The 21260-nt window shown below is 62.1% G+C and carries 20 protein-coding genes; 17 read left to right on the forward strand and 3 right to left on the reverse strand.

Translation table 11 applies throughout. The annotated features are described in order from the left end of the window. Positions 1-12: 12 nt before the first annotated feature. The 13 genes from DEFCA_RS19040 (at position 13) to DEFCA_RS0103330 (ending at position 13936) form a co-directional block, all read left to right on the forward strand. On the forward strand, positions 13-612 hold the full coding sequence (locus DEFCA_RS19040) for a glycosyltransferase family 2 protein (RefSeq protein WP_051463184.1): 600 nt from the start codon (positions 13-15) through the stop codon (positions 610-612). Continuing rightward, the gene (locus tag DEFCA_RS21945) at positions 588-965 is read left to right on the forward strand and encodes a hypothetical protein (RefSeq protein ID WP_051463185.1); all 378 of its coding nucleotides are present in this window, start codon (positions 588-590) and stop codon (positions 963-965) included. Before DEFCA_RS19040 ends, DEFCA_RS21945 begins: the two co-directional genes overlap by 25 nt. Next, positions 956-2134 carry a glycosyltransferase gene (locus DEFCA_RS23980; RefSeq protein ID WP_025321616.1) on the forward strand — a complete coding sequence of 393 codons (1179 nt, stop codon included), beginning with the start codon at positions 956-958 and terminating at the stop codon, positions 2132-2134. The genes DEFCA_RS21945 and DEFCA_RS23980 overlap by 10 nt, the downstream gene beginning before the upstream one ends. Next, positions 2124-3209 (forward strand): hypothetical protein, encoded by a 1086-nt coding sequence (locus tag DEFCA_RS0103300; RefSeq protein WP_035802870.1) that lies wholly within the window; start codon positions 2124-2126, stop codon positions 3207-3209. The genes DEFCA_RS23980 and DEFCA_RS0103300 overlap by 11 nt, the downstream gene beginning before the upstream one ends. Before the next feature lie 31 nt (positions 3210-3240). Further along, complete coding sequence (locus tag DEFCA_RS21245) at positions 3241-4332, forward strand: acyltransferase family protein (RefSeq protein WP_169709423.1); 1092 nt, start codon at positions 3241-3243, stop codon at positions 4330-4332. Positions 4333-4357: 25 nt separating this feature from the next. Next, entirely contained in the window at positions 4358-5626 is a 1269-nt protein-coding gene (locus DEFCA_RS0103305) for a glycosyltransferase family 4 protein (RefSeq protein ID WP_025321618.1), read from the forward strand. A gap of 39 nt (positions 5627-5665) precedes the next feature. Next, the gene (locus DEFCA_RS0103310) at positions 5666-7036 is read left to right on the forward strand and encodes a glycosyltransferase family 4 protein (protein WP_025321619.1); all 1371 of its coding nucleotides are present in this window, start codon (positions 5666-5668) and stop codon (positions 7034-7036) included. An 8-nt stretch (positions 7037-7044) separates the two neighbouring features. Next, positions 7045-8367 (forward strand): putative O-glycosylation ligase, exosortase A system-associated, encoded by a 1323-nt coding sequence (locus DEFCA_RS0103315; protein WP_025321620.1) that lies wholly within the window; start codon positions 7045-7047, stop codon positions 8365-8367. A 37-nt stretch (positions 8368-8404) separates the two neighbouring features. Then, positions 8405-9325, forward strand: coding sequence for a class I SAM-dependent methyltransferase (locus tag DEFCA_RS21250; RefSeq protein WP_169709424.1), 921 nt, complete (start codon positions 8405-8407; stop codon positions 9323-9325). Positions 9326-9356: 31 nt separating this feature from the next. After that, positions 9357-10355, forward strand: a complete 999-nt coding sequence (locus tag DEFCA_RS24635) for a phosphotransferase family protein (RefSeq protein ID WP_407919182.1) — start codon at positions 9357-9359, stop codon at positions 10353-10355. A 1507-nt stretch (positions 10356-11862) separates the two neighbouring features. Next, positions 11863-13038, forward strand: coding sequence for a glycosyltransferase family 4 protein (locus DEFCA_RS0103320; protein ID WP_029733489.1), 1176 nt, complete (start codon positions 11863-11865; stop codon positions 13036-13038). Between the two features lie 374 nt (positions 13039-13412). Then, entirely contained in the window at positions 13413-13643 is a 231-nt protein-coding gene (locus DEFCA_RS0103325) for a FitA-like ribbon-helix-helix domain-containing protein (RefSeq protein ID WP_025321621.1), read from the forward strand. Further along, a complete protein-coding gene (locus DEFCA_RS0103330) occupies positions 13640-13936 on the forward strand; it encodes a type II toxin-antitoxin system VapC family toxin (RefSeq protein ID WP_025321622.1) in 297 nt (98 codons plus the stop codon). Before DEFCA_RS0103325 ends, DEFCA_RS0103330 begins: the two co-directional genes overlap by 4 nt. An 83-nt stretch (positions 13937-14019) precedes the next feature. On the opposite strand, the gene istB is transcribed toward DEFCA_RS0103330, so the two are convergent. Continuing rightward, entirely contained in the window at positions 14020-14802 is a 783-nt protein-coding gene (gene istB / locus DEFCA_RS0103335; RefSeq protein ID WP_025321623.1) for an IS21-like element helper ATPase IstB, read from the reverse strand. 61 nt (positions 14803-14863) lie between these two features. After that, entirely contained in the window at positions 14864-16429 is a 1566-nt protein-coding gene (gene istA, locus DEFCA_RS0103340; RefSeq protein WP_245693527.1) for an IS21 family transposase, read from the reverse strand. A gap of 177 nt (positions 16430-16606) precedes the next feature. On the opposite strand from istA, the gene DEFCA_RS21950 reads away from it, so the two are divergent. The 4 genes from DEFCA_RS21950 to DEFCA_RS0103350 all read left to right on the forward strand — a co-directional run bounded on the left by DEFCA_RS21950 (position 16607) and on the right by DEFCA_RS0103350 (position 19617). Continuing rightward, a complete protein-coding gene (locus tag DEFCA_RS21950) occupies positions 16607-16924 on the forward strand; it encodes a type II toxin-antitoxin system VapC family toxin (RefSeq protein WP_169709426.1) in 318 nt (105 codons plus the stop codon). Between the two features lie 28 nt (positions 16925-16952). Further along, complete coding sequence (gene tnpA, locus DEFCA_RS0103345; protein WP_025321573.1) at positions 16953-17393, forward strand: IS200/IS605 family transposase; 441 nt, start codon at positions 16953-16955, stop codon at positions 17391-17393. A gap of 171 nt (positions 17394-17564) precedes the next feature. Further along, complete coding sequence (locus DEFCA_RS21260) at positions 17565-18581, forward strand: polysaccharide deacetylase family protein (RefSeq protein WP_084318736.1); 1017 nt, start codon at positions 17565-17567, stop codon at positions 18579-18581. A gap of 4 nt (positions 18582-18585) precedes the next feature. Then, positions 18586-19617, forward strand: coding sequence for an IS630 family transposase (locus DEFCA_RS0103350; protein WP_025321625.1), 1032 nt, complete (start codon positions 18586-18588; stop codon positions 19615-19617). A 607-nt stretch (positions 19618-20224) separates the two neighbouring features. Here DEFCA_RS0103350 and DEFCA_RS0103355 read toward each other — a convergent pair. Beyond that, positions 20225-21247, reverse strand: coding sequence for an Rpn family recombination-promoting nuclease/putative transposase (locus DEFCA_RS0103355; protein ID WP_025321626.1), 1023 nt, complete (start codon positions 21245-21247; stop codon positions 20225-20227). Positions 21248-21260 lie beyond the last annotated feature (13 nt).

Below are 21260 nucleotides of genomic sequence, written 5' to 3' on the forward strand. Positions count from 1 at the left end.
AGAGGGAGCAGGATGCGGGAACCGTTGGTTTCGGTGGTCATTCCCTGTTTCAACGCGGCCCGATATGTGGCGGAGACGTTGTCGAGCGTGCTCGCCCAGACCTACCCCCGGCTCGAGGTGATCGTGGTGGACGACGGATCCACCGACGGGACGCTGGATGTTCTGCACTCGTTTCGGGAAGCGGTTACGGTGGTCCGGCACGACAGAAACCGGGGCGTGGCGGCGGCCCGGAACACGGGCGCGGGGCTCGCGAGGGGAGAGTTCCTGGCCTTTGTGGATGCGGACGACCTTTGGACGCCCCAGAAGCTGACGCGGCAGATCGAGGCCGCGTCGGAGCCAGATGTGGTGTTGTTGGTTCACACCGACCTGGGGTACATCGACGAGACCGGCGCGCCGCATCCCAGGCCGTGGCCCATGTGGACCACCGCCGACGGGGACTGTTTTGCCGAATTGCTGCGATCGAACGGGGTGGCCGCGTCAGCGGCCCTCGTGCGGCGCCCGGCGTTCGAACGGTGCGGCGGTTTCGAGGAAGGCCTGAGGGGCACAGAAGACTACCACCTCTGGCTGCGCCTGACGCTTCGGGGAAGGTGCGGCGGATCCCCGAGCCCCTGACCCTGTACCGTCTTCATGCGGGCCAGGTGAGCTCCGACCGCGTGTTCATGGCCCAGCAGCGGCTGAGAGCCGTCGTCGATGTGTTGACCACCGAGCCCGGGGCCCTGGTGTGCACCGGCTGGTGGTTTCGGGCCCGCCGGATGTCGGGGCTCCGGCGTCGGGTGGGGTACGAGCTGTGGCGGGCGGGGCGCCGCAGAGAATGCCTTCTCACTTTGGCCTCGGCATGGGCGAGGTTCCCGCTCGACCCCCACCACTTGGTGGGACTGCTCGATCTGGGGGCCCCACGGCTCGCGGCCTCTGCCCGCTGGTATCTGAAACGCATCTTTGGGTTAGAGGACCTGGCATGGACGTGAACAGGCCCGCGGGGCTTGGAGTGGTTTCGTTCTCCCCGGTGACCTGGCCGGTGCGTGGGGGCCTTTCCACCGTGGTCCACAGTCTGGCCGAGGCCGGGCGGAAGGCCGGCGACCGTGTCGTGTTGGTCCGTCCTGTGGGGTCGCGAAGCGAGGAGGGGGAAGACGAGCACTGTCGGCGCGTGTGTATCCCGGCTCCCGGAGACGGGGCTTCCACGCTCGGCAGGGTTCGTGAAGCCCTGCTGACGTTGCGGGCCCGCAGGGTTTTGGCGGGCATGGTCAAGGGCCGAAGCGTCGTCCACGTGCATTTTCCGCAGGAGCGGTTCGACGTGCTCCGGGGCGCCGATGCCCCGCTGGTCCTGACGTACCACGGAAGCGACGTCTTGCGTTTGGGGAACGGCTCCGCCCCGAACCCCCTCGACCGGCTGAACGATCGGGCGAGCCGCATTTTCGTGGTCTCGGAGTTCTTGCGGCGGGACCTCCTTGACCGCCGTCCCCACCTGGAACCGAAGGTGGTGTGCATTCGCAACGGCCGCCCCCCGCTTCCCGCGCCTCCCCCCCGGCGTTGGGCACGCGGGGATGGCAGCCGGATCTTGTTCGTGGGCGACCTGCTCCCTGTGAAGGGCGTGGACCTGCTCGTCCGGGCTTTTGGCCGGTTGCGAGCCGGTGGAATCAGGTGCTCGCTCACCCTGGTCGGAGTCGGGCCCGAGAGGACGAGCCTGGAGGAGACGGCAGCGGATTTGGGAGTCGCCGGGGAGGTCAGGTTCCGGGGGCAGGTTCCCAACCAGGAGGTCTTGGCAGAGATGCTTCAGGCGGACGTGCTGGTTCTGCCATCGCGGCGAGAAGGGCTTCCGAACGTTCTCTTGGAAGCCATGGCCGCCGGATGCCCTGTGGTGGCGTCGACTGCCGGCGGGATCCCCGAGATCGTCGATGGGGGACGGAACGGGCTGCTTTTCCCAGCGGGGGATGGGGATGCCCTCTTCGCGAGGCTGCAAGAACTGCTCACCTCGCCTGGACTGAGGTGCCGCCTCGCGGAGGGGGGCAGGGAATATGTGGCCGGTTACCCTGACTGGGGGCAGGTGTACGAGCGGTACCGGGAACACTACCTTGAGGTGGTTCGCGAATGGGAGCGGGCCGGGCGCAGACGGATACGGAGGGCCCATGCGGGATAGGGAGATAGGGTCAGCGGTGAAAGCCGTTGTGGAATGGATGAAGCGGGCACAGGATGCGACTCAGGACGTGGGAGTTGCTCAGGCATATTTCGTAAACCGCGGCGAGTGGACGGCCTCGTATCCGGAAACCACCGGCTACATCATCCCAACCTTTTTCGACTACGCCGAACTGACCGGCGACTCCGACGCGAGACGCCGGGCGGTGGAGATGGCCGGGTGGGAGTGCGAGGTGCAGCTCCACAGCGGCGCGGTGCGGGCCGGGACCATGGCCGACCACGCCGACGATCCAAGGCCAACCATTTTCAACACGGGCCAGGTGCTGTTTGGCTGGGCCCGGGCGTGCCAGGAGACGGGGGAAGAACGGTTCCACACGGCCCTGGAGAGGGCTGCGGACTGGTTGTGCGACGTCCAGGACGAAGACGGTTGCTGGCGGCGTTTTGGTTCCACGCGGACCGCCACGTCGGTGAACACGTACAACACGCGCACGGCCTGGGGGCTGATCGATGCGTACCGCGTTACCGGAAACGAACGGTACCGCGAGGCGGCCCGGAAAAACTGCCAGTGGGCGTTGGGCCAGCAGCTTCGCAACGGATGGTGGAGGAACAACTGCCTTCTGGATAACTCCAAACCGTTCACCCACACCATCGCTTACGCGATGCGCGGTTTCCTCGAAGTAGGCGATTTTCTGGGGGAGGAGCGTTTCGTCGAGGCCGCCCTGAAGGCCGCCCGGGCGTTGGTGAAGCGGCAGCGGGACGACGGCTCGTGGGCGGGGCAGTACAGCCGGTGGTGGCGGCCCAAGGCCGAGTGGACCTGCTGCACCGGAAACTGCCAGTTGGCGGTGAACTTCATTCGCCTCTATGAGATCACGGGGGACAGGGCGTTCTTCGACTCAGCCGTCCGGGCGAACCGGTTCACCATGTCGATCCAGGACCTGGAGACCGATGACCCCAACGTCCGGGGCGGAATCCCTGGATCTTGGCCGATCGACGGACGCTACCACCCCTATCAGTACCCCAACTGGGCCGCAAAGTTTTTCGCCGATGCACTCATGGCGGAGATGAGGAACGCACCGTAGCCGAACGCATGGCGACTTTGGCGCGATGAGAGTGAGCCCTAAACCCGGAGCGGGGACTTTTACGCCAAGGATTCTTTGGCTGGATGTGGTGCGGCTTATCAGTATTGTATGGATCTGTCTGTTTCATGTGCCCAAACCGCCGCAGAATGATTGGGTGCGATACCTCTTCCGCAAGGGGTCCCTAGGAGTTTTCGTTTTTCTCATCGTTTCTGTTGTGTCGCTGGCGTTGTCCGAAAAAAGTGGCAGGAGGAGAACTTATAGTAGTTTTTTGTTGACTAGGTTGACTCGTATAGCGCCAGTATACTATGTCGCATTGAGTTTTGTTGTGGTGGCCAGGTGGGGGCTCTGGGGGAAAATACCGACCTGGCCGGATCTGCTTATTCATGGCCTGTTTTTGCAGGACCTGTTTTCTTCGTATTCACAGAGTATTATAGCTCCTGCTTGGTTTTTGACGTCTGTCTGGCAAATTTATTTATGCTTCCCGCTGATGAGCGGTTCCCTTGACCGCTTTGGTCTGTCGAAGGTGCTGGCTGCCTGTTTGCTGATGAGCTTTGCTTGGAGGCTTCTGTGGCGCGGAATCGTCAACCCTGGATGGTTCAACCCGGGTGGCGTGATTTTCCACTTTCTCCCCTTGATGGCCCTTACCCTTTACTTGGCGAAAACAAGACTTCGGGGGGAGAAGTTGATCACGGGCGGCTTAGGGGCGATGGCGGTGGTGGGGGTAGTTTTTCTCGTGGTGATGAAGTTTGCCAGTGGGCGTCCGATAGCAGACTTAGTTACATCTTTAGGCGTCGCTAGAGCTGCCATCCCTGGGGTTCTGTCGTTTTTTGTAATCGCCGTGGCGGCCATATCGCTGGAACATGTGGGCGGCCCGGTGGTAAGGGGGTTGGCTTTTTTAGGTAAGAAAAGTTACGCATTTTTCCTTCTGCACGGACCTTTCATAGGTGTTGCCCAGTGGTTTTTTGAGCAAAAGCTGGGCTGGGGCGTATGGTGGTTCATAGTTGTCTATGTTGCGTTACTGTTTGCCATGTCGGTTCTTTTTGAGGCGTGCGTGAATAGGCTGTTCAGGATTGGATTTGGCCTGTTGACGCGAGAAGTTTCGAGCATCCCTGTGTCTCGGTGAGGCGCTTTATGGAAAGAGGCATGCTTTGAGAGCTCTTTTCATCGCCAGCTACTTCCCCCCCATCGCCGGCGGGTCCGCCGTGGTGTACGAGAACCTCTGCCGTCACCTGGGCGATGCCGCGGCTGTGCTGGCACCGTGGCGCTACTACATGGATGGCCGGGAGGTTGAGGGCTGGCGAGAGGCGGACCGGGCCCAGCCGTTTCCTGTGCGCCGGGTGGAGCTGCTTCGTCCCGTGGTCAAACCGGCGCCGCGGCACGCGCTCCAGTCAGCCTGGCGGTTGCTGACGGAGGATCTGCCCCTCCGGCGCAGGGTCCTTCGGGAAGCCCTCCGGGCGGTGGACGCCCATGGGGCGGACGTTGTGGTTCTAGGGGAGCTGGTCGCCCTGTCATGGCTGGGTCCGGCGCTACGCCGCAGACGGGGGGTGGCGATCGTTCATTATATCCATGGGGAAGAGGTCACCACGCGCCCGACGTCCCGGTTGTACGGGAGACACGCGTTCCGCCATCTCAGGCAGGCCGAGGCGGTGGTGGCGGTCAGCTCGTTCACCCGGGACGAGCTGGTCCGGCGCGGCGTGCCGGCCGAGCGCATCCACGTGATCACCAACGGGGTGGATCTGAAACGGTTCACGCCCGGGCCCAAAGACCCGGAGATCGTCGAGCGCCACGGCCTTCAAGGCAAAAAGGTGCTTCTCACGGTGGCGCGGATCGAGGAGCGCAAAGGCCACGACAAGGTGATCGAAGCCCTTCCGGCCATCGCAGAGAAGGTGCCCAAGGTGGTCTATTTGATCGTGGGTAAGGGGGGGTACCGCCCCCGCCTCGAGGAGCTGGCTCGGGAGCACGGAGTGGCCGACCGGGTCGTTTTTACCGGACTGGTCCCGTGGGACGACCTGCCGAGGTACTACCGCACCTGCGACGTGTTCGTGATGCCCAACCGGACCCTCCCCAACGGCGACACCGAGGGGTTCGGCCTCGTCTTCCTTGAGGCGAATGCCTGCGGAAAGCCGGTCATCGGAGGCCGGGCGGGCGGGGTGCCGGATGCTGTGGTGCATGGTGAGACGGGGCTCTTGGTCGATGGGGCGTCGGCCCAGGAGGTGGGGCGGGCGGTGCTGCGGTTGCTCTTGGACCCGGAGTTGAGATTGAGAATGGCAAACTCGGGTCTCTCACGAGCCCGGGAATTCTCGTGGGCCCATAAAGGAGACGAGTTCTCCGGGGTGTGTCGGCGGTTTTCCCGACATTCCGTGAGGTCCTCCTTTGGGAGCTCTGAAAAAGTGGTCGGGAAAACGGACCGAGTATGAAAGCATCCGAGGCTTAGGGAATCTCAAAGGAATAGATGAATGCGGGTCTTGATCGTCGCAGCGGAGTTCCCACCGTATATCGGGATCGGTCGGCTGAGGCCTTTGAAGATGTGCCAACACCTCCCGGATTTCGGGTGGGAGACGGCGGTGCTGACGGTGAACGAGGCCTCGGTGTTCCCCCGAGACCCAGCCACGTTGAGGGAGATCCCTGACGGGGTGCCGGTGCACCGTGCCTGCCGCCCAAGGCCATTGGAGAGCCTCCTGGCACTGATCTCCCAGCGAAAGGCGCATGCCGGGGAGGCGATGATCTCTTCGGAAGGCCCCCAGGGCCAGAAGGCGAGGGGAACGCAGGCTGGGGCAACGAAGGGGGAGATTCGAAGGTTGGCGGGGGCTGCAAAGAAACGGTGGGACCTGTTCGCCCGCGCCCATCTCCTGGTTCCGGACGGATGGGCCCTCTGGATTTTCCCGGCCGTACGAAAGGCGCTGAAGGTTGTCCGGGAGTGGGGGCCGGACGTGATCTTCAGCACCGCACCGCCTTTCTCCGGTTTCCTCGTCGGATGGGCCGTGAAAAGGCGCACCGGGCTTCCGTGGGTGGTGGACTACCGGGACCTTTGGACGGGCGACGTGCTGCGGGAGTGGCTGCCCCCATGGCGCAAGCGGTTTGAGTTGTGGTTGGAAAGGCGCCTGGTGGGACAAGCCGACGCGGTGATCGCCGTCTCGAAGCCGAAAGAAGACGTTTTGCGTGCCCGGCTTCGCAGCGTCCCCGCCGATCGCTTTTTCACCATTACCAACGGCTTCGACCCTGAGGAGTACGACGGTGTCGAGCCGGAGCTCGGCGAACCCGGAGCGGTCAGAGTCGTTTACACGGGACGGCTGTTCAAGAATCGCCGCGGTTATGAGGTGGTCGAGGCGGCAGCGCAACTTTTCGACGAGCTCCCCGCGGCCAGGTCGCGGCTACGTTTCGAGTATTACGGAGGCGTGGCTCCTGAGATCGCGGAGACCATGAACAGGACGGTCGAGCGGCATGGTGTTCGAGAAACTTTCCGGTTTTTCCCGGCGGTGCCTTATCAGCGTTCCAAGGCCCTGCAGAAGGGAGCCGATGCGCTGTTGATGATTGTGGATACGGGGGAAACGACGGCTGGGGTTCTCCCGGGTAAGCTCTTTGAGTACATCGCGGCACGAAGGCCGGTGCTGTGCATTGCTGCGGACGGCGCAGCCGCTGAGATCGTCCGGAAAGGGGGGCTCGGGTGGGTGGTGCCGCCGGGCGACGTGGCAGGGCTGAAGAACGTTTTGAAACGACTGTTGAACGGCGAGGCCCATTGCCATCGTGACGATGAGTACCTGGCTGGTTTTGAGCGTAGAACATTGATCGGTCAAATGGCCGAAGTCCTGATGCACGTGGCGACATAGGAGTACCAGTGCCCATCCGTGACGCATTTGTCGCCCTCGTTCTTTTCGCCGGAGTTCCCGTGGCGTTTTTTCGCCCGGTTTGGGGGGTGCTTCTGTACGCTATGTTCGGTTACCTGAACCCTCACCGGCTGACGTGGGGATTCGCGCAGAACCTCCCCGTGGCGTTCTATACGGCGCTGGCGACGATGGCCGGCTGGGTGTTCTACTCGGGCGACCGCCGACTTCCCGTGACGCGCGAGGTCATACTGATGGGGCTCCTGTGGGGCCTTGCGTCGGTGGGCTGGCTGACCGCGTTGAATCCTCAGGGGTTCGTGGCGGATTGGAGCCGGTATAGCAAGATTCTTCTTATGATTTTCGTGGCCGTGAGTCTCATTAAGACCCGAGAGGATTTGAGGCGGCTTTACTGGGTGATCGCGTTGAGCATCGGGTTCTATGCCCTCAAAGGAGCCATCTGGGGAATGCGGGGGGGGACGGGATGGGTGTTCGGGCCGCCCGGCTCGTTCTTCGAGGGCAACAACGGTCTCGGGCTCGCGATCAACATGGTCTGGCCCCTTTTCCTCTTGATGGCGCGCAACGAGCGGCGTCCGTGGCTGCGGCTGGGGCTGTGGTTGCTTTTCTGGGTTTCTCCGTTAACCGTGATCCTCACTAAGTCTAGGGCGTCCGCCCTTGCGATGGCGGTTGTCGGGGCGATCCTGTTTCTGCGGGTGAAGAGAAAGGGCCTTTTTATTGTTCTCGGAGTCACTGCTGCACTGGTTCTAGCTCCGTTCGTGCCTGCCGAGTGGTACACCCGGATGAAGACCGTGGAGACGTACCGCGAGGATCCTTCCGCAATGGGGCGGATCAACGCATGGCATGCAGCATGGAATTTGGCGGTAGACCGCCCTCTCACCGGAGGCGGGATGAACGCGTTCACCCGGGAGATGATTTTTCGTTACGCCCCCAACCCGGAGGACTATCACGATTCGCACAGCATCTATTTCGAGATCCTGGGGGAGTTGGGCTTCCCGGGGCTGGCCGTTTTCCTGGTGCTGCTGCTGTCGACGATGGCGAAACTAAACAAGATAAAAAGAGTGTGTGCTGGAAACAAAGATCTAGCGTTCTTCGAGAGCTATGCGGATGCCACGTTCCTCGGGTTGGTGGGGTACGCGGTCAACGGTGCATTCGTCGGAATGGCGTACTTCGACCTGTACTACCAACTCGTTGGACTTACAGTGAGTCTCGAAACAGTTTTGACATCGGAGCTGTGGCGGACGGAGGATGTTTCTTCCTCGTCTTATGCTCCTGCTACCGAGGTGCCGGCTATGGGTAGTAGGTGGAGAACGGAGATATAACTACATGAGGTTCTTGTGCCCCGCGTGTCGGACGCCAATGGATGAAAAGGACTCGATGCTTTTGTGCCCGAGCTGCGGTTCCACCGGGACGCGCGAAGGTGCCATTGTGTGGTTCTGCCACCGAGACGAGTTCTACGGGGAGTTGACGCGGCCGCAGATGAAGCAGTTGCTCGAGCTGGCGGAGCGTGAGGGCTGGAGGGACGCGGTGGCCACGTACGTGACCGCCGTGAACCCCGGCCTTGTCCGAACCATCGAGCATCCTCATCGTCTGAACGGGATATTGGACGCGGGACCTAGTCTGATGGATGCCGTGGTTCTGGATTACGGATGTGGACTGGGGGGGGTTTGTATTCCGTTGGCTGGTCTCTGCAAGGAGACCGTAGGGGTAGACGGTTGCCTCGAGCGGCTTCGATTCACCGCGTTACGCGCAGAACAGGAAGGGCTGGAGAAACTGACCCTGGTGCTCCACGACGACGCAATGAGGTTGCCGTTTCCGGACCATTCGTTCGATTTGGCAATTCTTAATTTGGTGCTTCCCTATCTCCCATCGGCTTATCCTGACATGAGCAGGTGGAGTGCAGAGCGGGCAATACTAGCCGAGTTCCGGAGGGTGATCCGCCCAGGCGGAGTACTGTATCTTGCAGAGCGCAATCGGACAAGCGTGTACTGCTGGTCACGGCTGGGGTTGCCAACCACGACCAGGAGATCCTATGGCCATAGGCAGTATCTCCGGCTTCTGCGGGAGGCCGGATTCTCCGATGTCTCGTTCCGTTGGCTGATCCCAGATTACAAAACGCCGAGCCACGTGATTGATTTAGATCAACCGTATCACTCCATTTGTAGAGAGCTTGATGCGGTGTCGGAATTTCCAAAAATAAAAAAGACGTTTTTCAAATTCATTGCGCGCGTCTCTTCATATTGGATGGCTCATGTGCTCGGAATCGTCGCGAGAGCATAGTCTGTCTGCCAGAAATCGACATCTTGACGACATGGCGCGGGCCTTGGAGTTGTGGCTGTCGGCCGAGGTGGGGGTGAAAAACGCTCAGGTTGAGGAGGCACGGCGGAATCCGTCCTCTTCGACGTGGAGGGTGGCCGCTACGGACGCACGTGGCGAGCCCGTGCGTTTTTTTGTGAAGCGTCATGCGTCGAAGCGGATGTTTGAGCGTGAGGTGATGGGGCTGACACTTCTATCCGAATACTCGGGGGCAACTGAACCATATGCGGTCCCAAGACTCGTGGCCTGCGATGAAAGACGTCGATTGGTGGTTCTCTCGTGGGTCGAAGGCGTCCAGGTCGGGAATCTCCTCCGAAATGCTGTGGGGCGGGGTGCGGACGAAAAAAGTTTTCGAAGAGGACTTCGAGCGGCTTGGATGGTGGGGAGGTGGTTGACACATCTGGAGAGACGGACGCGCGCTGACGAGCCCGCAAAGTTTCCCGTGGAGCCGATCTTAGCCCGGATTTCGGAACTTTGCGACGAGATTTCGGGTTGGCGCGTGCCCGGGATGACGAGGGGCGTGCTCAGCCGGTTGAGGGATGTTGCTGAAATGCTGGGATGCCGTCTAACTGGGCACTATTCCGTCAGCCTGACCCATAGAGACTTCTGGCCAGATCATATTTTCGTCCACCCGAAGGTGAGACGGATCGTTGTCATTGATTTCGGGCGCTGCCTTATGGGCCCTGCCGGCAGAGATGCGATGCAGTTCTGGATGCGCTTGGCCGACCTCGCTTTGGGGAATCCTCTAGTCAGTAGGTCACGGGTGTTCGCGCTCCAGGCCGCGTTTCGCGACGCGAACCCGGACTTTCAGCCCGGAGCACCAGAATGCCAGCTGTTTGGGCTGTTGTATCGGTTGGAGCAGGTTTGTTCTATGTGGTCAGCTATCAACAGTCGGAGACGTACAGGTTTCAGGGATCATATTAGAATGATCGTTCTTTGTTCTGCCGCCAGAAAAGATGTCAAACGGGCAAGGAGGGTCGCGGTAAGGATGTAAATTGTTTCCTTTATCTTGGCTGTGGCAGCTTTGTTAGAGATTGCTTGTGTGTCGCGTGTGGATTTCGCTGGTTGGATGGGTAACAGCAAGTGGAGAGATGTGTGTTGATGGGGGTATGTCAGGGGATGCATTCTGCTCATATACGTCCTGCGTCGTCAAGGAGATGGGTTGTAGAATTTGGATGCTTGGCAGCATGGTGTGTGCTCGGGTTCTGTTCGGTGTTTTTTGGGGGAGAGACTCTCTCGTTTTCGAAAGCAGCATTCGAAAACGCCCGAGTTCTAGCAGATTTTGAACAGGGCGTCCCTGTTTCCTCTTTTGTTCAGCCTGGATTTCGGCCACGAGACGCAAAGATCGCGATGATTCTGGAGAGAGAGTCTCCTGTAGGTGGGAAATTTGCCAGATTTTTGATTGGTTCTGACCATCGTGATTTGTTCTTTCAGTACGCCGTTCGATGGAGGTATCTAGTTAACGGAACTGCCCTTTACCGCGAGCTTCCCCTGAACTGCTTAACGTTCACTCTCCGAGTGAGAAATGGAAGCCCTCTGATTGATGTGGGCAAGAATACATTAGGTGTTTGGACGTACCACTGGGCTCCTGGCGATCGGTGGGTAGGCGGCAAGAATGGTAGGTCTGGGACCACTGACTCAATGATGCACGGGTACGCCAATATGCGACTCTTGCCTGGAGCAGAAGGTCGCTGGGTTCGGGTGGAGTTGTCCCCGAGTGCTTTCCGTCACCAAAGGGAATACTACCATTTTTACGCGGCCAGAGCGGTATCTGGGGAATTGGATTTCTTTTCTTCTTTGCGACAGCTTCAATTCCGAGTATTGGCAAACGTTGGCAATATCACCCCTTTGGATATAGATAATATGGCCGTGGTTCGGAAGGAGGCGACGGCCATATTTGAACCAGACTATGTGGCTCGCGAGGTTCCTTCTTCTGAAGCAGAAGTTCGAGTCCCCATTGTTTTGATCAACCCCACGAATCGGGCACGAAGATACCGGGTGTTCATATCGAGTTTTTTGGGCACCTCCCGAAGCGAGCTGAACCGAGCGTTTGGTGAGGCCGATTCGGTGGGCGCGCCAACGGCCGTGCAAAAGGCGGTAGGCGGTGACGGGGGACTAGGGGTGGCCTACTTGGCGGATGCGAAGGGTGAGCCCGCGGGCTATCGGGAGATTGGGGTTGCGGCCGGGGGGAAGTGGAAAGGTTTTTTGGTTCACCGTCTTCGGCCCGAGATGTTGGGACCGTCAGTCACCGTGCGTTACCGGGGACGTAAGTGGGCCGTCCGGCGCGACACGCTCACCACCTCGGTGATCGCCTGGGATCCGGATGAGCCCTCCGCTCCCGGCATGGAGTGGATCCGGGTGGCGCCGAGCAACGCCGACGATGGGCAGCATCGCCCCCCGCCGGGCTTCCCGCCCCAGGAACGTCCCCCAGAAGGCTGGCGTAGCGAGGACGTTCCTCCGGATCAGGTGGCTGCCTATTTGGTGACGGAGATCACTCTGCGATGACGGCAGCCGGGGACGGGGGCCTGCGGGTCCTCACGTTCACCTCCCTTTTTCCCAACGCCGTCCAACCGGATTTCGGCGGGTTCGTGGCCCGGCGCATGGGGGCATGGGCGGAGAGGTATGCCGAGGGGTGGGCCGTGGTGACGCCGGTGCCGTTGTTCCCCCGGCTTCCCTGGAAAACAAAATGGGACGTGTTCTCCCGCATTCCCCGGGAAGAGCGACGAAACGGTTGGCGGATCTGCCACCCCAGGTATTTCATGGTTCCGGGCGTGGGCGGGTTCTTCCAGGGCGACAGCATGGCCCGGGGCGCGGTTGGCGTCGCGGAGCGCTTGTGGCGCGAAGAGGGGCCGTTCGACCTCATCGACGCCCACTTCGTGTATCCGGACGGCTATGCGGCCGTGAAGCTGGGCCGGCGGTTGGGCGTGCCCGTGGTGGTGAGTGCCCGGGGCACGGACGTGAACCTGTACCCGGATCTGCGGGGAATCGGGGGTAAGGTGCGGTGGGCGGTTCGCCACGCGGACGCACTGATCGCCGTGAGCCAGGAGCTCAAGGACCGTATGGTGGCCTTGGGGGCAGACTCGATGCGGGTCCATGTGATCCCCAACGGGGTGGATCTAGGGCGTTTCTCCCCTCGCGAAAGGCCAAGAGGGTCCCGCCACCGCCTGCTCACCGTGTGCAACCTGGTGCCTGGCAAGGGGGTGGATGTGGTGATCCGGGCCGTCGCCGGCCTCGAGCCCGAGGCCGAGCTGTGGGTGGCTGGCGACGGCCCCGAGCGCCCGCACCTGGAGGCCCTGGCCCGGGGCCTGGGCCTGGAGGCCCGGGTCCGGTTCCTGGGGCGGGTACCTCACGAGGAGATGCCCCGACTGTACGCGGAGGCAAGCCTGTTCTGCCTCGCTAGCCGGGCCGAGGGGTGCCCCAATGTGGTGCTAGAGGCGCTGGCGAGCGGGGTTCCGGTGGTGGCCACGCGGGTCGGCGGCATCCCCGAGTGGGTGGAGGAGGGCCGGACGGGGTTTCTGGTGGAGCCCGGAGACCCCGAAGCGTTCCGGGGGGCGTTGTCGCGGGCGTTGGCGCACCCCTGGGATCCGGCGGCCATTCGTGCAGCCCTGCGAGGCCGTACCTGGCAGGACGTGGCGGAGGCCGTGGAGGCGGTGTTTCGGGGGGTGGTGGGGGCTTAGGTGCCGAGTGCCCGTCGGCCACAGGTGGATACGGATTTTCACGGTGAACTGCGGTGACGGGAGGACGCGCGGACGTTGGGACGTGCGGACGGGATGCCGTGTGGACGGTGGGACGTGCGGACGTGCGGACGGAACGTCCCAACGTCCCAACGACTCACGACCAGCGATTCACCATTCACCATTCACGATTCACGGCCCCATCCGTCCTAGCGTCCTAGCGTCCCAACGTTCCCCGCCCCGTGGCGTCGTTGCGCCGTGGCGTGAGCTCTGGGGTTCGGAAGGGGGGCGACATCGCCCGGCCAGCGTTTGTCGGGTGCCGGATCTTGTGCTATCAATGGTGATATCATTCCCCTTGGCTTCGCAGGATGGATCCCATGGCTCAGGTGATCGTGCGCAACCTCGACGATCGGGTGGTCCGTGCCCTCAAGGCGCGGGCCGCGCTTCACGGCAGGGCTCTGGAGCAGGAGCTCCGGGAGATCCTGACCCGGGCCAGCGAACTCAGCCCGGAGGAGCGGCTGGGGCTGGTGGACCGGATTCGGGCCATGGCGCCGCGTCCCTCCACGGACAGCGTGGATCTGATTCGCGAGGATCGGGATTCACGATGATCTGCGTGGTGGATGCGTCGGTCGCGGCCAAGTGGTTCTTTGACGAGCCGTTGACCCCCAACGCCAGGGCGGTGCTGGGTCGGCACGAGGGGCTCATCGCGCCGGACCTGGTGCTGCTGGAGGTTGCGAACGTCGCTTGGAAGCGGGTGTCTCGGGGTGAGGCTCCACCGGAGCACATGAAGGCGGTGGTGGATGCTTTGCCCCATCTGTTCTCCCTGCTGGTCCCTGTCACGGATCGCCCTAATGGAGCCACCCATGATCGGCCTAATGGAGCCAGTTTGGGGGTCTCATGATCGGGCTAATGGAGCCGGGTCATGATCGGCGTAATGGAGCCACTCAGACCGGCCTGCCTCAGAGGGTCCCGGCGGTGTTGACCCTACCCCTTCCGACGCGTCGAGGCAACGGCCTCCCGGGGGGCGTCGTCCGGCAGGGGGCGGGGTGAGCGGTAGCTCTGGCCTTCCAGGACGATCCGGTAGGCGCCGTGGCGGATCCGGTCGATGGTGGCGGCCCCCAGCAGGCGGTTGGGGAAGGCCTGGCCCCACTCGCCCAGGTCGAGGTTGCTGGTGAGGATGGTGGAGGCGCGCTCGTAGCGTTCGTTCATGAGGTCGTGGAAGTCCTCGTCCTGGGGTGGGCGCAGGGGTTTGAGGCCGAAGTCGTCGATGATGAGCAGATCGACCCGTGCCAGGGCGGCGAAGCGGCGTTCGTAGGTATCGGTGGCCCGGGCGGCATGGAGCGAGCCCAGGAGCTTAGAGGCGGAGGTGAAGAGCACATCGTGGCCCTGGCGGATGGCGCAGTGGCCGATGGCCTGGGCGAGGTGGCTTTTGCCGGTGCCGGTGGGGCCGACGATGAGGACACAGACCTTCTCGTGGAGGAAGCGGCAGGTGGCGACATCGAGGATGAGGGCCTTGTTGACGCCGGGGTTGAAGGCGAAATCGAAGTTCTCGATGGTCTTCTCGCCGCGGAATCCGGCACGCCGGAACCGAAGGGCGAGCTTTTTGTGCTCGCGGCGGGCGATCTCGTCCTGGATGAGCAGGGAGAGGAACTCGGTGTAGGAGAGCTGATGCTCCACGGCCTGACGGTTTCGGGCCTCGAGGGAGTCGAGGATGCCGGAGAGGCGAAGCTGCTTGAGCAAGGGGGCGAGCTGAGGCATGGGGTTCATGGGTTCGTCTCCGTTGAGTGGAGGGGTGGAAGAGGAACAGGCTCCGCCGTGAGGCGGCACCTCAGTGGGGTTCGCCGGGTCCGGGCCGCTGGGGTGCCGGGGGTGGATCCCACAGGCGCAGTTGGGTGGCATCCCGGCAGAAGCGACCCTTGCCGGTGTAGGCCTCGGCAAGCGCGGAGGGCTCGGCCGGTTCGGGCTGTTGATCGAGGCCTTTTTGGAGGATGGTCTTCACGGTGCGGTAGCGGGGGTCGTCGAAGCGAAGGGCGCGGCGGCAGGCGGCCTCCAGGCGTTCGGGCCCGAAGCGCTGGGCCAGGCGGATCACCCCCTGGGCGGCACGGAGGTTGTCGAGGACCCGGTGGGCGAACAGGCGCTCGATGAGCTCGTGGGTGGCGGGCCCCAGGGAGCGGGCCTTCTTGAGGCACCACTGGGGATCTTGCATCCAGTAGGCCACCGCCTCCGGGGGGAGGTGATCGGCAACCGTGGAGCGCTCGCCGGGGCGAGCCAGCCGAGGGTGGGAGGCGACGAGCTCGTGGTCGAGGTAGAGCTCCACGGTCGAGGGGGTGGCGCGCAGCCACAGCGTCTGGCGCACGAGGCGAAAGGGGGCGGAGTAGTAAGCCTTCTCGAACGTGACGTGGCAGTTGCCATGGAGCTTCACGCGGGTCCACACGCCGATGATGGGGGGCACGTCAGGAAGGGGGCGAAGCACGTGGCGCTCCACCTCGGCGAACCGGGTGAGGGGCCGCTCGTGGGTGGTGCCGTGGAGGCGGTTTCCGGCGGTGGAGCGGATCCACTCGTGGAGCTGGCGGTTGGCGTCGACTCGGTCGCGGAACTCGCGCAGCGGCAGAAACGAGCGCTTGATGTACTTCACCCCCGACTCCACCCGGCCCTTCTTCTTGGGGTCCTGGACGGGACAGGGGGCGATGAGGAACCCGTAGCCCTCGGCCAGCTCGGCGTAGGAGCGCTGGACCTCGGGATCGTGGTAGCAGGCGCGCACGATGGCGCACTTGGCGTTGTCGATGATGATCCGGGCGGGAACGCCGCCGAACCACTCGAAGGCGCGGCGGTGGCAGGCGAGCCAGGTGGAGACCTTCTGGTCGGGGACGACCTCGGCGTACTGATGGCGGCTCCAGGCAAGGGTCATCACGAAGACCCAGGTGGACTGGAGCTCGCCGGTGAGGGGATGGGGGATCGTGGGCCCCTTGCCGAAGTCGACCTGGGCGGCCTCTGCGGGGGCGAACTCCAACATCACGGTGGCCTGGGGGTTGGCCTTACGGATCCCCCGCACGAAGCGGCGCACCGAAGAGTAGTGTCCAGTATAGCCGTGCTTTCGGCACAGGGCCTCGTGGATGGTGGTGCCCTGGATGCCGAGTTCGATCCAGCGGGTGATCTCGTCGCGGTAGCGCTCGAGGGAGGACCCGGCCCGCGGGGTGGCCCGCCCGGTGGAGCCGAGGGCCTGGGCGATGGCGGCCTCGTCGGGCACGGGGGAGTCGGGATCGAGCCAGCCGTTCTGGGCGGCGAGTTTCCGGAAGGCGGAGGCCTTGGCGCGGCCCATGAGGCCGGCCTTGGCGATCTTGCGGTTGGACTCGCCGAGCCGCATGCGAACGAGGACGTTTCGGTACTGGTGCATCTCGAACCTCCGGTTGGCCATGGGGATCTCCTCTGAGGCTCCTGGGAAAGGGGAGCGAGGAGGATACCCCGGTGGATGGAAGTCCGAGACCCTCGGGCAGACAGATCAGGTGGCTCGATTACCCCGATCCTGGGGTGGCTCGATTAGGCGATCATCGGGTGGCCCCATTAGGCGATCATGAGGTGGCTCGATTACGGCGATCCTCGAATGGCTCCATATTGGCGATCAGCAACAGTCCCCGCCGCCGAGGTTCTTGCCGAAGCCGCGGAGACGGCGATCCGCCTCGACCATGCCGTGTACGACTGCGCGCATCTGGCCTTGGCTCGAAAGCGCAACGTGCCCCTCGTGACGGCAGACCACCGGCTGAAGGCCCGGGCCGGCGCACGCACGCTGAAGGGGGAGACACGTGAGCAGAGTGGATGGTTCAATTTCGAAGTGCCAGGTCACAATCCTTCGCCTTTAGGCGGAATTGCTTCAGCAGGTTTTTCTTTGTAGGGTTGGCGGACCAGCAAGGAGGTCCGCGATGGCAGAGTATCGAAGAGGGGCACACACAGTCCATGACATCAAGTATCACTTTGTATGGGTGACGAAATATCGATACAAGATTCTGAGAGGGGAGATAGCGGAGCGCGCGCGGGATATTATCCGGCAAATATGCATGGCGCGAGAGATCACGATACTGAAGGGCTATGTAAGTAAGGATCATGTTCATCTGTTTGTGTCAGCTCCTCCGAGCTTGTCGCCGGCTCGGATCATGCAGTATGTGAAGGGACGATCGTCAAAGATGTTGCAGCAAGAGTTTCCGTCTCTTCGGAAACGGTATTGGGGGCAGCACATTTGGGCTCGGGGCTACTTTTGTGCTTCGTCGGGCACGGTGACGGACGAGGTGATCAAAGCGTATATCGAGCAGCAGACTGTGCCGCCGGAGGACGACTTCAAGGTGTCCGACGAAGCACGGGCTTGAGCCGGCTTTAGCCGCACGACAGCGGCTTCAGCCGCAACCAGCGACTTTCAGTCGCAACAGAACCCACCGGCTTTAGCCGGTGGTCGTTCAGTTAGTCTGATCCTGATATTTTTTTTCGCCTGCTTCGGCTTCGTAACGCCTGGTCTGGCTGGGCTGAATGAGCAGGAGCGTATGTATGTTCTGTTTACAATAGACGTGGAGACACGGGGTAGTGGTCGAGGTGTCGGGAATCCCCTGATCGATATACTTGGGCGAGTGCCAGGAGAAGATGAACGGTTTGGGCTTGAAAAGATGATGGATATTTTAGATCGACATGGAGTGAAAGGCACGTTTTTTGTGAATCCGTATGAGACACCAGTTTACGGCGAGGAAGTTCTTTCTCAAGCCTGTCGGACTATAGTACGACGTGGGCATGATCTTGAACTGCACACTCACCCGAAGCCTGCCTTCGGTTTTTGGTCGATGCGAGAGGTAGATCGAACCACTCAAACTAAAGTTTTGAAGTGGGGGCTTGAAAAGATTCAGGGCTGGGTTGGAGACTGGCGGCCGGTGGCGCACCGTGCAGGAGCTTACGCTGGAAACCTTGACACTTTGCTCGCCTGTGCTGCGGTCGGGATCCCGATGGATTTCAGCTACAACTACTCTGTGCCATTCTGGCGCCCAGCACAAAAACGTGTCGGGACCTTCAACCGCCCGGTCGTCGTAAACGGGATCTTGGAAGTGCCAGTTACAAGCTACGTGCAGTTCTCCTTGGGCCCATGGGAGAAGCTTGGCTTTGTTGACTTAGAGTCCTCCACTCTTAGCGAGATCCGTTACGTTCTGAGATCGCTACTCGAGGCTGGGGTCGGCACGGCGGTTGTCATGATGCACAGCTTCAGTTTTGTTCGCAACGGAGTGCCTGATAGAGAAGTTATCGGTAAGTTTGACCAGCTCTTGGGGATGTTGGTGCCCGATCCCAGATATGCTGTGGTCAGCGCCAGAGAGCTGTTTGATGCGGCAAAAAGTGGAGAGGTAGCATTGGACACGTCGGACTTGCTCCCCGAAACAGGATTGGTACTAACGTATTTGCGCGCTTGGGCACGAATAGATGAGGGGTGGAGGAACACGGCAGTGGCGTTGGCACCAATCGGGATCATCGTCTTACTCTTACTAAGACCTTCAAAAGTATTGCCGGATGTGCTAGTATGAGCGCATGAAATGTAAACGGAGAACAGACAACCGATCGCTCGACAAAAAAGCTCAGGAAGCCTTGCGCATCCGGGTGGTGCGCCAGGTACGCGAAGGGGTCAGCCCTGAGCAACTCGCCAAGACCCTGGACATCAATCCGCGGACGATCTACCGCTGGATCGAGCGCTTCCATTACGGGGGCGAGGAGGCGCTTCGAAACAAGCCCAAGACGGGGCGGCCTCCGAAGCTGACGGCGGCGCAGATGGCATGGATCGCCCACACGGTCCGAGACAAGAACCCGCAGCAGATGAGCTTTCCGTTTGCCCTGTGGACGTTGGGCATGATTCGAGAGTTGATCCGCTGGAAGTTTGGGGTTCGGTTGAGCGAAGTCTCGGTGGGGCGGGTGATGCGGGCCTTGGGGTTCACGCCGCAGAGGCCGCTTCACCGGGCGTACCAGCAGAACCCGGCCTTGGTGGAGAAGTGGCGGGAGGAGGAGTACCCGAAGATCCGCAAACGGGCGCGCAAGGAGAACGCCCTGATCTTCTTTGCGGACGAGTCTGGGATCCGGTCGGACTACCACAAGGGGCACACGTGGGCGGAGGCGGGGCGCACGCCGGTGGTGAAGGCGACGGGGAAGCGCTTTTCGGTGAACATGCTCTCGGCCGTGAGCCCTCGGGGTGAGTTTCGGTTCATGGTGCACGAGGGCACGGTGACGGCGGAGGTGTTTTGCACGTTCTTGAGGCGGTTGGCCGCCGGGGTGGAGCAGAAGATCTTCCTGATCGTGGATCGGCATGCGATTCACCGTGCCAAAAGGGTTCGGGAGTTGTTGGAGGAGATGGACGGGAAGATCACGCTGTTTTTCCTTCCGCCGTACTCGCCGGAACTCAATCCAGACGAACTGGTGTGGTCGCAGGTGAAGCGGCGAGTGGCCCGGGAGTTGATGCAATCGAAGGAGGACCTGAAGGCTCGGGTCCTCTCCGCCCTGCGCTCGTTGCAGCGGATGCCAGACAAGATTCGAGGGTTTTTCCTGGCCCCAAGTTGCCGATACGCCGCGTAGGGAATTGGCAATACTTTTGTAGGTATTAGTAACAGTCGCTGTGGCGCGTCGGCGTTGGCAAGCTTCGAAACGGGATTCTCGTGACGGGTGACCTGCCCTTTAGCCACAGTTGACACCGTGGGTTCCCAGGCGACCCAGGGAGACGCTACAGGCAGGGAGAAGTCATAAGAATGCCAGGCAATATCAACATATTAGATCTACTCGTGCACTTTGGGGTAGCCGGGCCTTCCGGTTCGCTTTCAGGCTCGAAGAGTATCGCTTCTGGCTTCAAGAGTGCCTCTCTTGCACAACGCCCTCAAGGCGTGATGCGGCCATTCCAGAAAAACGCCACGGGACTAACGGATTCTCGGCCCATCGCGCCCTGTGGCCCCAAGGTCATGCCACGGTGTCAACTGTGTCCAAGGGACAGACGGGTGACGGGGGAGGGCGACAGGCGCGCACTTTGGGAAGTTAGGACGGATGGGGCCGTGAATCGTGAATCGTAAATCGTGAATGGTTGGAAAGGCCGCTGGTCGTTGGTCGTGAGTCGTTGGGACGGCACGACCAACGACAAACCACCTGCGACGAACGGCCTTTCCGCCTCCCAGCGTGCCAGCGGAGGATGTCCTCAGCCCAAAACGATTCGCAGGGCCTTGCGGAACGCGTCGAGGTTTTCGACCCGCACGGCCTGTCGGAGGAGGATCTTGAGCTTTGCCGGGTCGTCGGCCAGTCGCACCCGGTCCACGATGTCCCCCGGCACGGGCTCGAACCGCGCCTCCAAGGCGTCGATCACGTCCTCCCGGGCCGCCTTGATCTGTCCCTCCATCAACCCCTGCTGAAGCCCCTGCTGGAGTCCCCGCTGGAGCCCCTTCTCCATTCCCTGTTCGATCCACTTCTGGGCGATGGTCGGCATGATCTCCTCTCCTTTCGCCCCCAGAGCCTCGGTGACCGCCCGCTCCAGATCGGCCGGGCCCACCGTGTCCGTCGCCACCGTCACGTAGCGTAGCAGTACCTCCACCGCCTCCAAACCCGAGGCCGTGTCCACCAACTCCCTCAGCAGTCCCAACGCCCGGGGCAGCGCCTGCCTCAGGTCCTCCCGAAAGATGTGCTTCAACACCAGCAGCGACGCCTGCAGAATCGCCGCCCCCCGGATCTCTTCGTCCCCATACCGCCCCAGGTCGCACAACTCGTACCGAAGCCGGGGTTGATAGGCTGCGAGCCCCTCCGGCGCCTCCACCAGATCCCCCACGTCCCGCGGCGCTCTCCACTCGGATCTACCATGATACAGCACCACCGGGATCACCGCGGGCAGCCCGTTCACGCCGGTTTCCCTGAGCGCCCGCTCCCACAGCCGTACGATGTACCTGAGCACTTGGAAGGCCGCGAATCGGTCCGGGTGGCTCTTGTGCTCGATCAGCACGTACACATAGGCGTCGCTGCCGTCCTTCAGGCTCACCGAGAACACGGCGTCGGCCAGGTGCTCCCTCAGTTCCGGGTCCACGAACGAGCCGGGTACCGGCTCCAGGGTGTTCAGATCCACGCACTCCACGACCTCGGTGGGCAGGTAGTGTCGCACGAAGTCCCGGGCAGCCTCGGGCCGGGCGAATAGGTCGCGGAAAAACCGGTCATGGGGCGTCTGAAGGTCGGCCATGGGCGTAGTCTAC

Source organism: Deferrisoma camini S3R1, from assembly GCF_000526155.1.
In the GTDB taxonomy this organism is placed as follows: Bacteria; Desulfobacterota; Deferrisomatia; order Deferrisomatales; family Deferrisomataceae; genus Deferrisoma; species Deferrisoma camini.

Excerpts from the sequence above, each read along its gene's own strand:
- DEFCA_RS21250 (WP_169709424.1), top strand. The coding sequence starts at position 8,405 with ATGGATGAAAAGGACTCGATGCTTTTGTGCCCGAGCTGCGGTTCCACC.
- DEFCA_RS0103350 (WP_025321625.1), top strand. The coding sequence starts at position 18,586 with ATGAAATGTAAACGGAGAACAGACAACCGATCGCTCGACAAAAAAGCT.
- DEFCA_RS21260 (WP_084318736.1), top strand. The coding sequence starts at position 17,565 with ATGTATGTTCTGTTTACAATAGACGTGGAGACACGGGGTAGTGGTCGA.
- DEFCA_RS0103325 (WP_025321621.1), top strand. The coding sequence starts at position 13,413 with ATGGCTCAGGTGATCGTGCGCAACCTCGACGATCGGGTGGTCCGTGCC.
- DEFCA_RS0103330 (WP_025321622.1), top strand. The coding sequence starts at position 13,640 with ATGATCTGCGTGGTGGATGCGTCGGTCGCGGCCAAGTGGTTCTTTGAC.
- DEFCA_RS0103310 (WP_025321619.1), top strand. The coding sequence starts at position 5,666 with ATGCGGGTCTTGATCGTCGCAGCGGAGTTCCCACCGTATATCGGGATC.
- tnpA (WP_025321573.1), top strand. The coding sequence starts at position 16,953 with ATGGCAGAGTATCGAAGAGGGGCACACACAGTCCATGACATCAAGTAT.
- DEFCA_RS0103355 (WP_025321626.1), bottom strand. The coding sequence starts at position 21,247 with ATGGCCGACCTTCAGACGCCCCATGACCGGTTTTTCCGCGACCTATTC.
- DEFCA_RS0103320 (WP_029733489.1), top strand. The coding sequence starts at position 11,863 with ATGACGGCAGCCGGGGACGGGGGCCTGCGGGTCCTCACGTTCACCTCC.
- istA (WP_245693527.1), bottom strand. The coding sequence starts at position 16,429 with ATGCACCAGTACCGAAACGTCCTCGTTCGCATGCGGCTCGGCGAGTCC.
- DEFCA_RS21950 (WP_169709426.1), top strand. The coding sequence starts at position 16,607 with ATGAGGTGGCTCGATTACGGCGATCCTCGAATGGCTCCATATTGGCGA.
- DEFCA_RS19040 (WP_051463184.1), top strand. The coding sequence starts at position 13 with ATGCGGGAACCGTTGGTTTCGGTGGTCATTCCCTGTTTCAACGCGGCC.
- istB (WP_025321623.1), bottom strand. The coding sequence starts at position 14,802 with ATGAACCCCATGCCTCAGCTCGCCCCCTTGCTCAAGCAGCTTCGCCTC.
- DEFCA_RS24635 (WP_407919182.1), top strand. The coding sequence starts at position 9,357 with ATGGCGCGGGCCTTGGAGTTGTGGCTGTCGGCCGAGGTGGGGGTGAAA.
- DEFCA_RS0103300 (WP_035802870.1), top strand. The coding sequence starts at position 2,124 with ATGCGGGATAGGGAGATAGGGTCAGCGGTGAAAGCCGTTGTGGAATGG.
- DEFCA_RS23980 (WP_025321616.1), top strand. The coding sequence starts at position 956 with ATGGACGTGAACAGGCCCGCGGGGCTTGGAGTGGTTTCGTTCTCCCCG.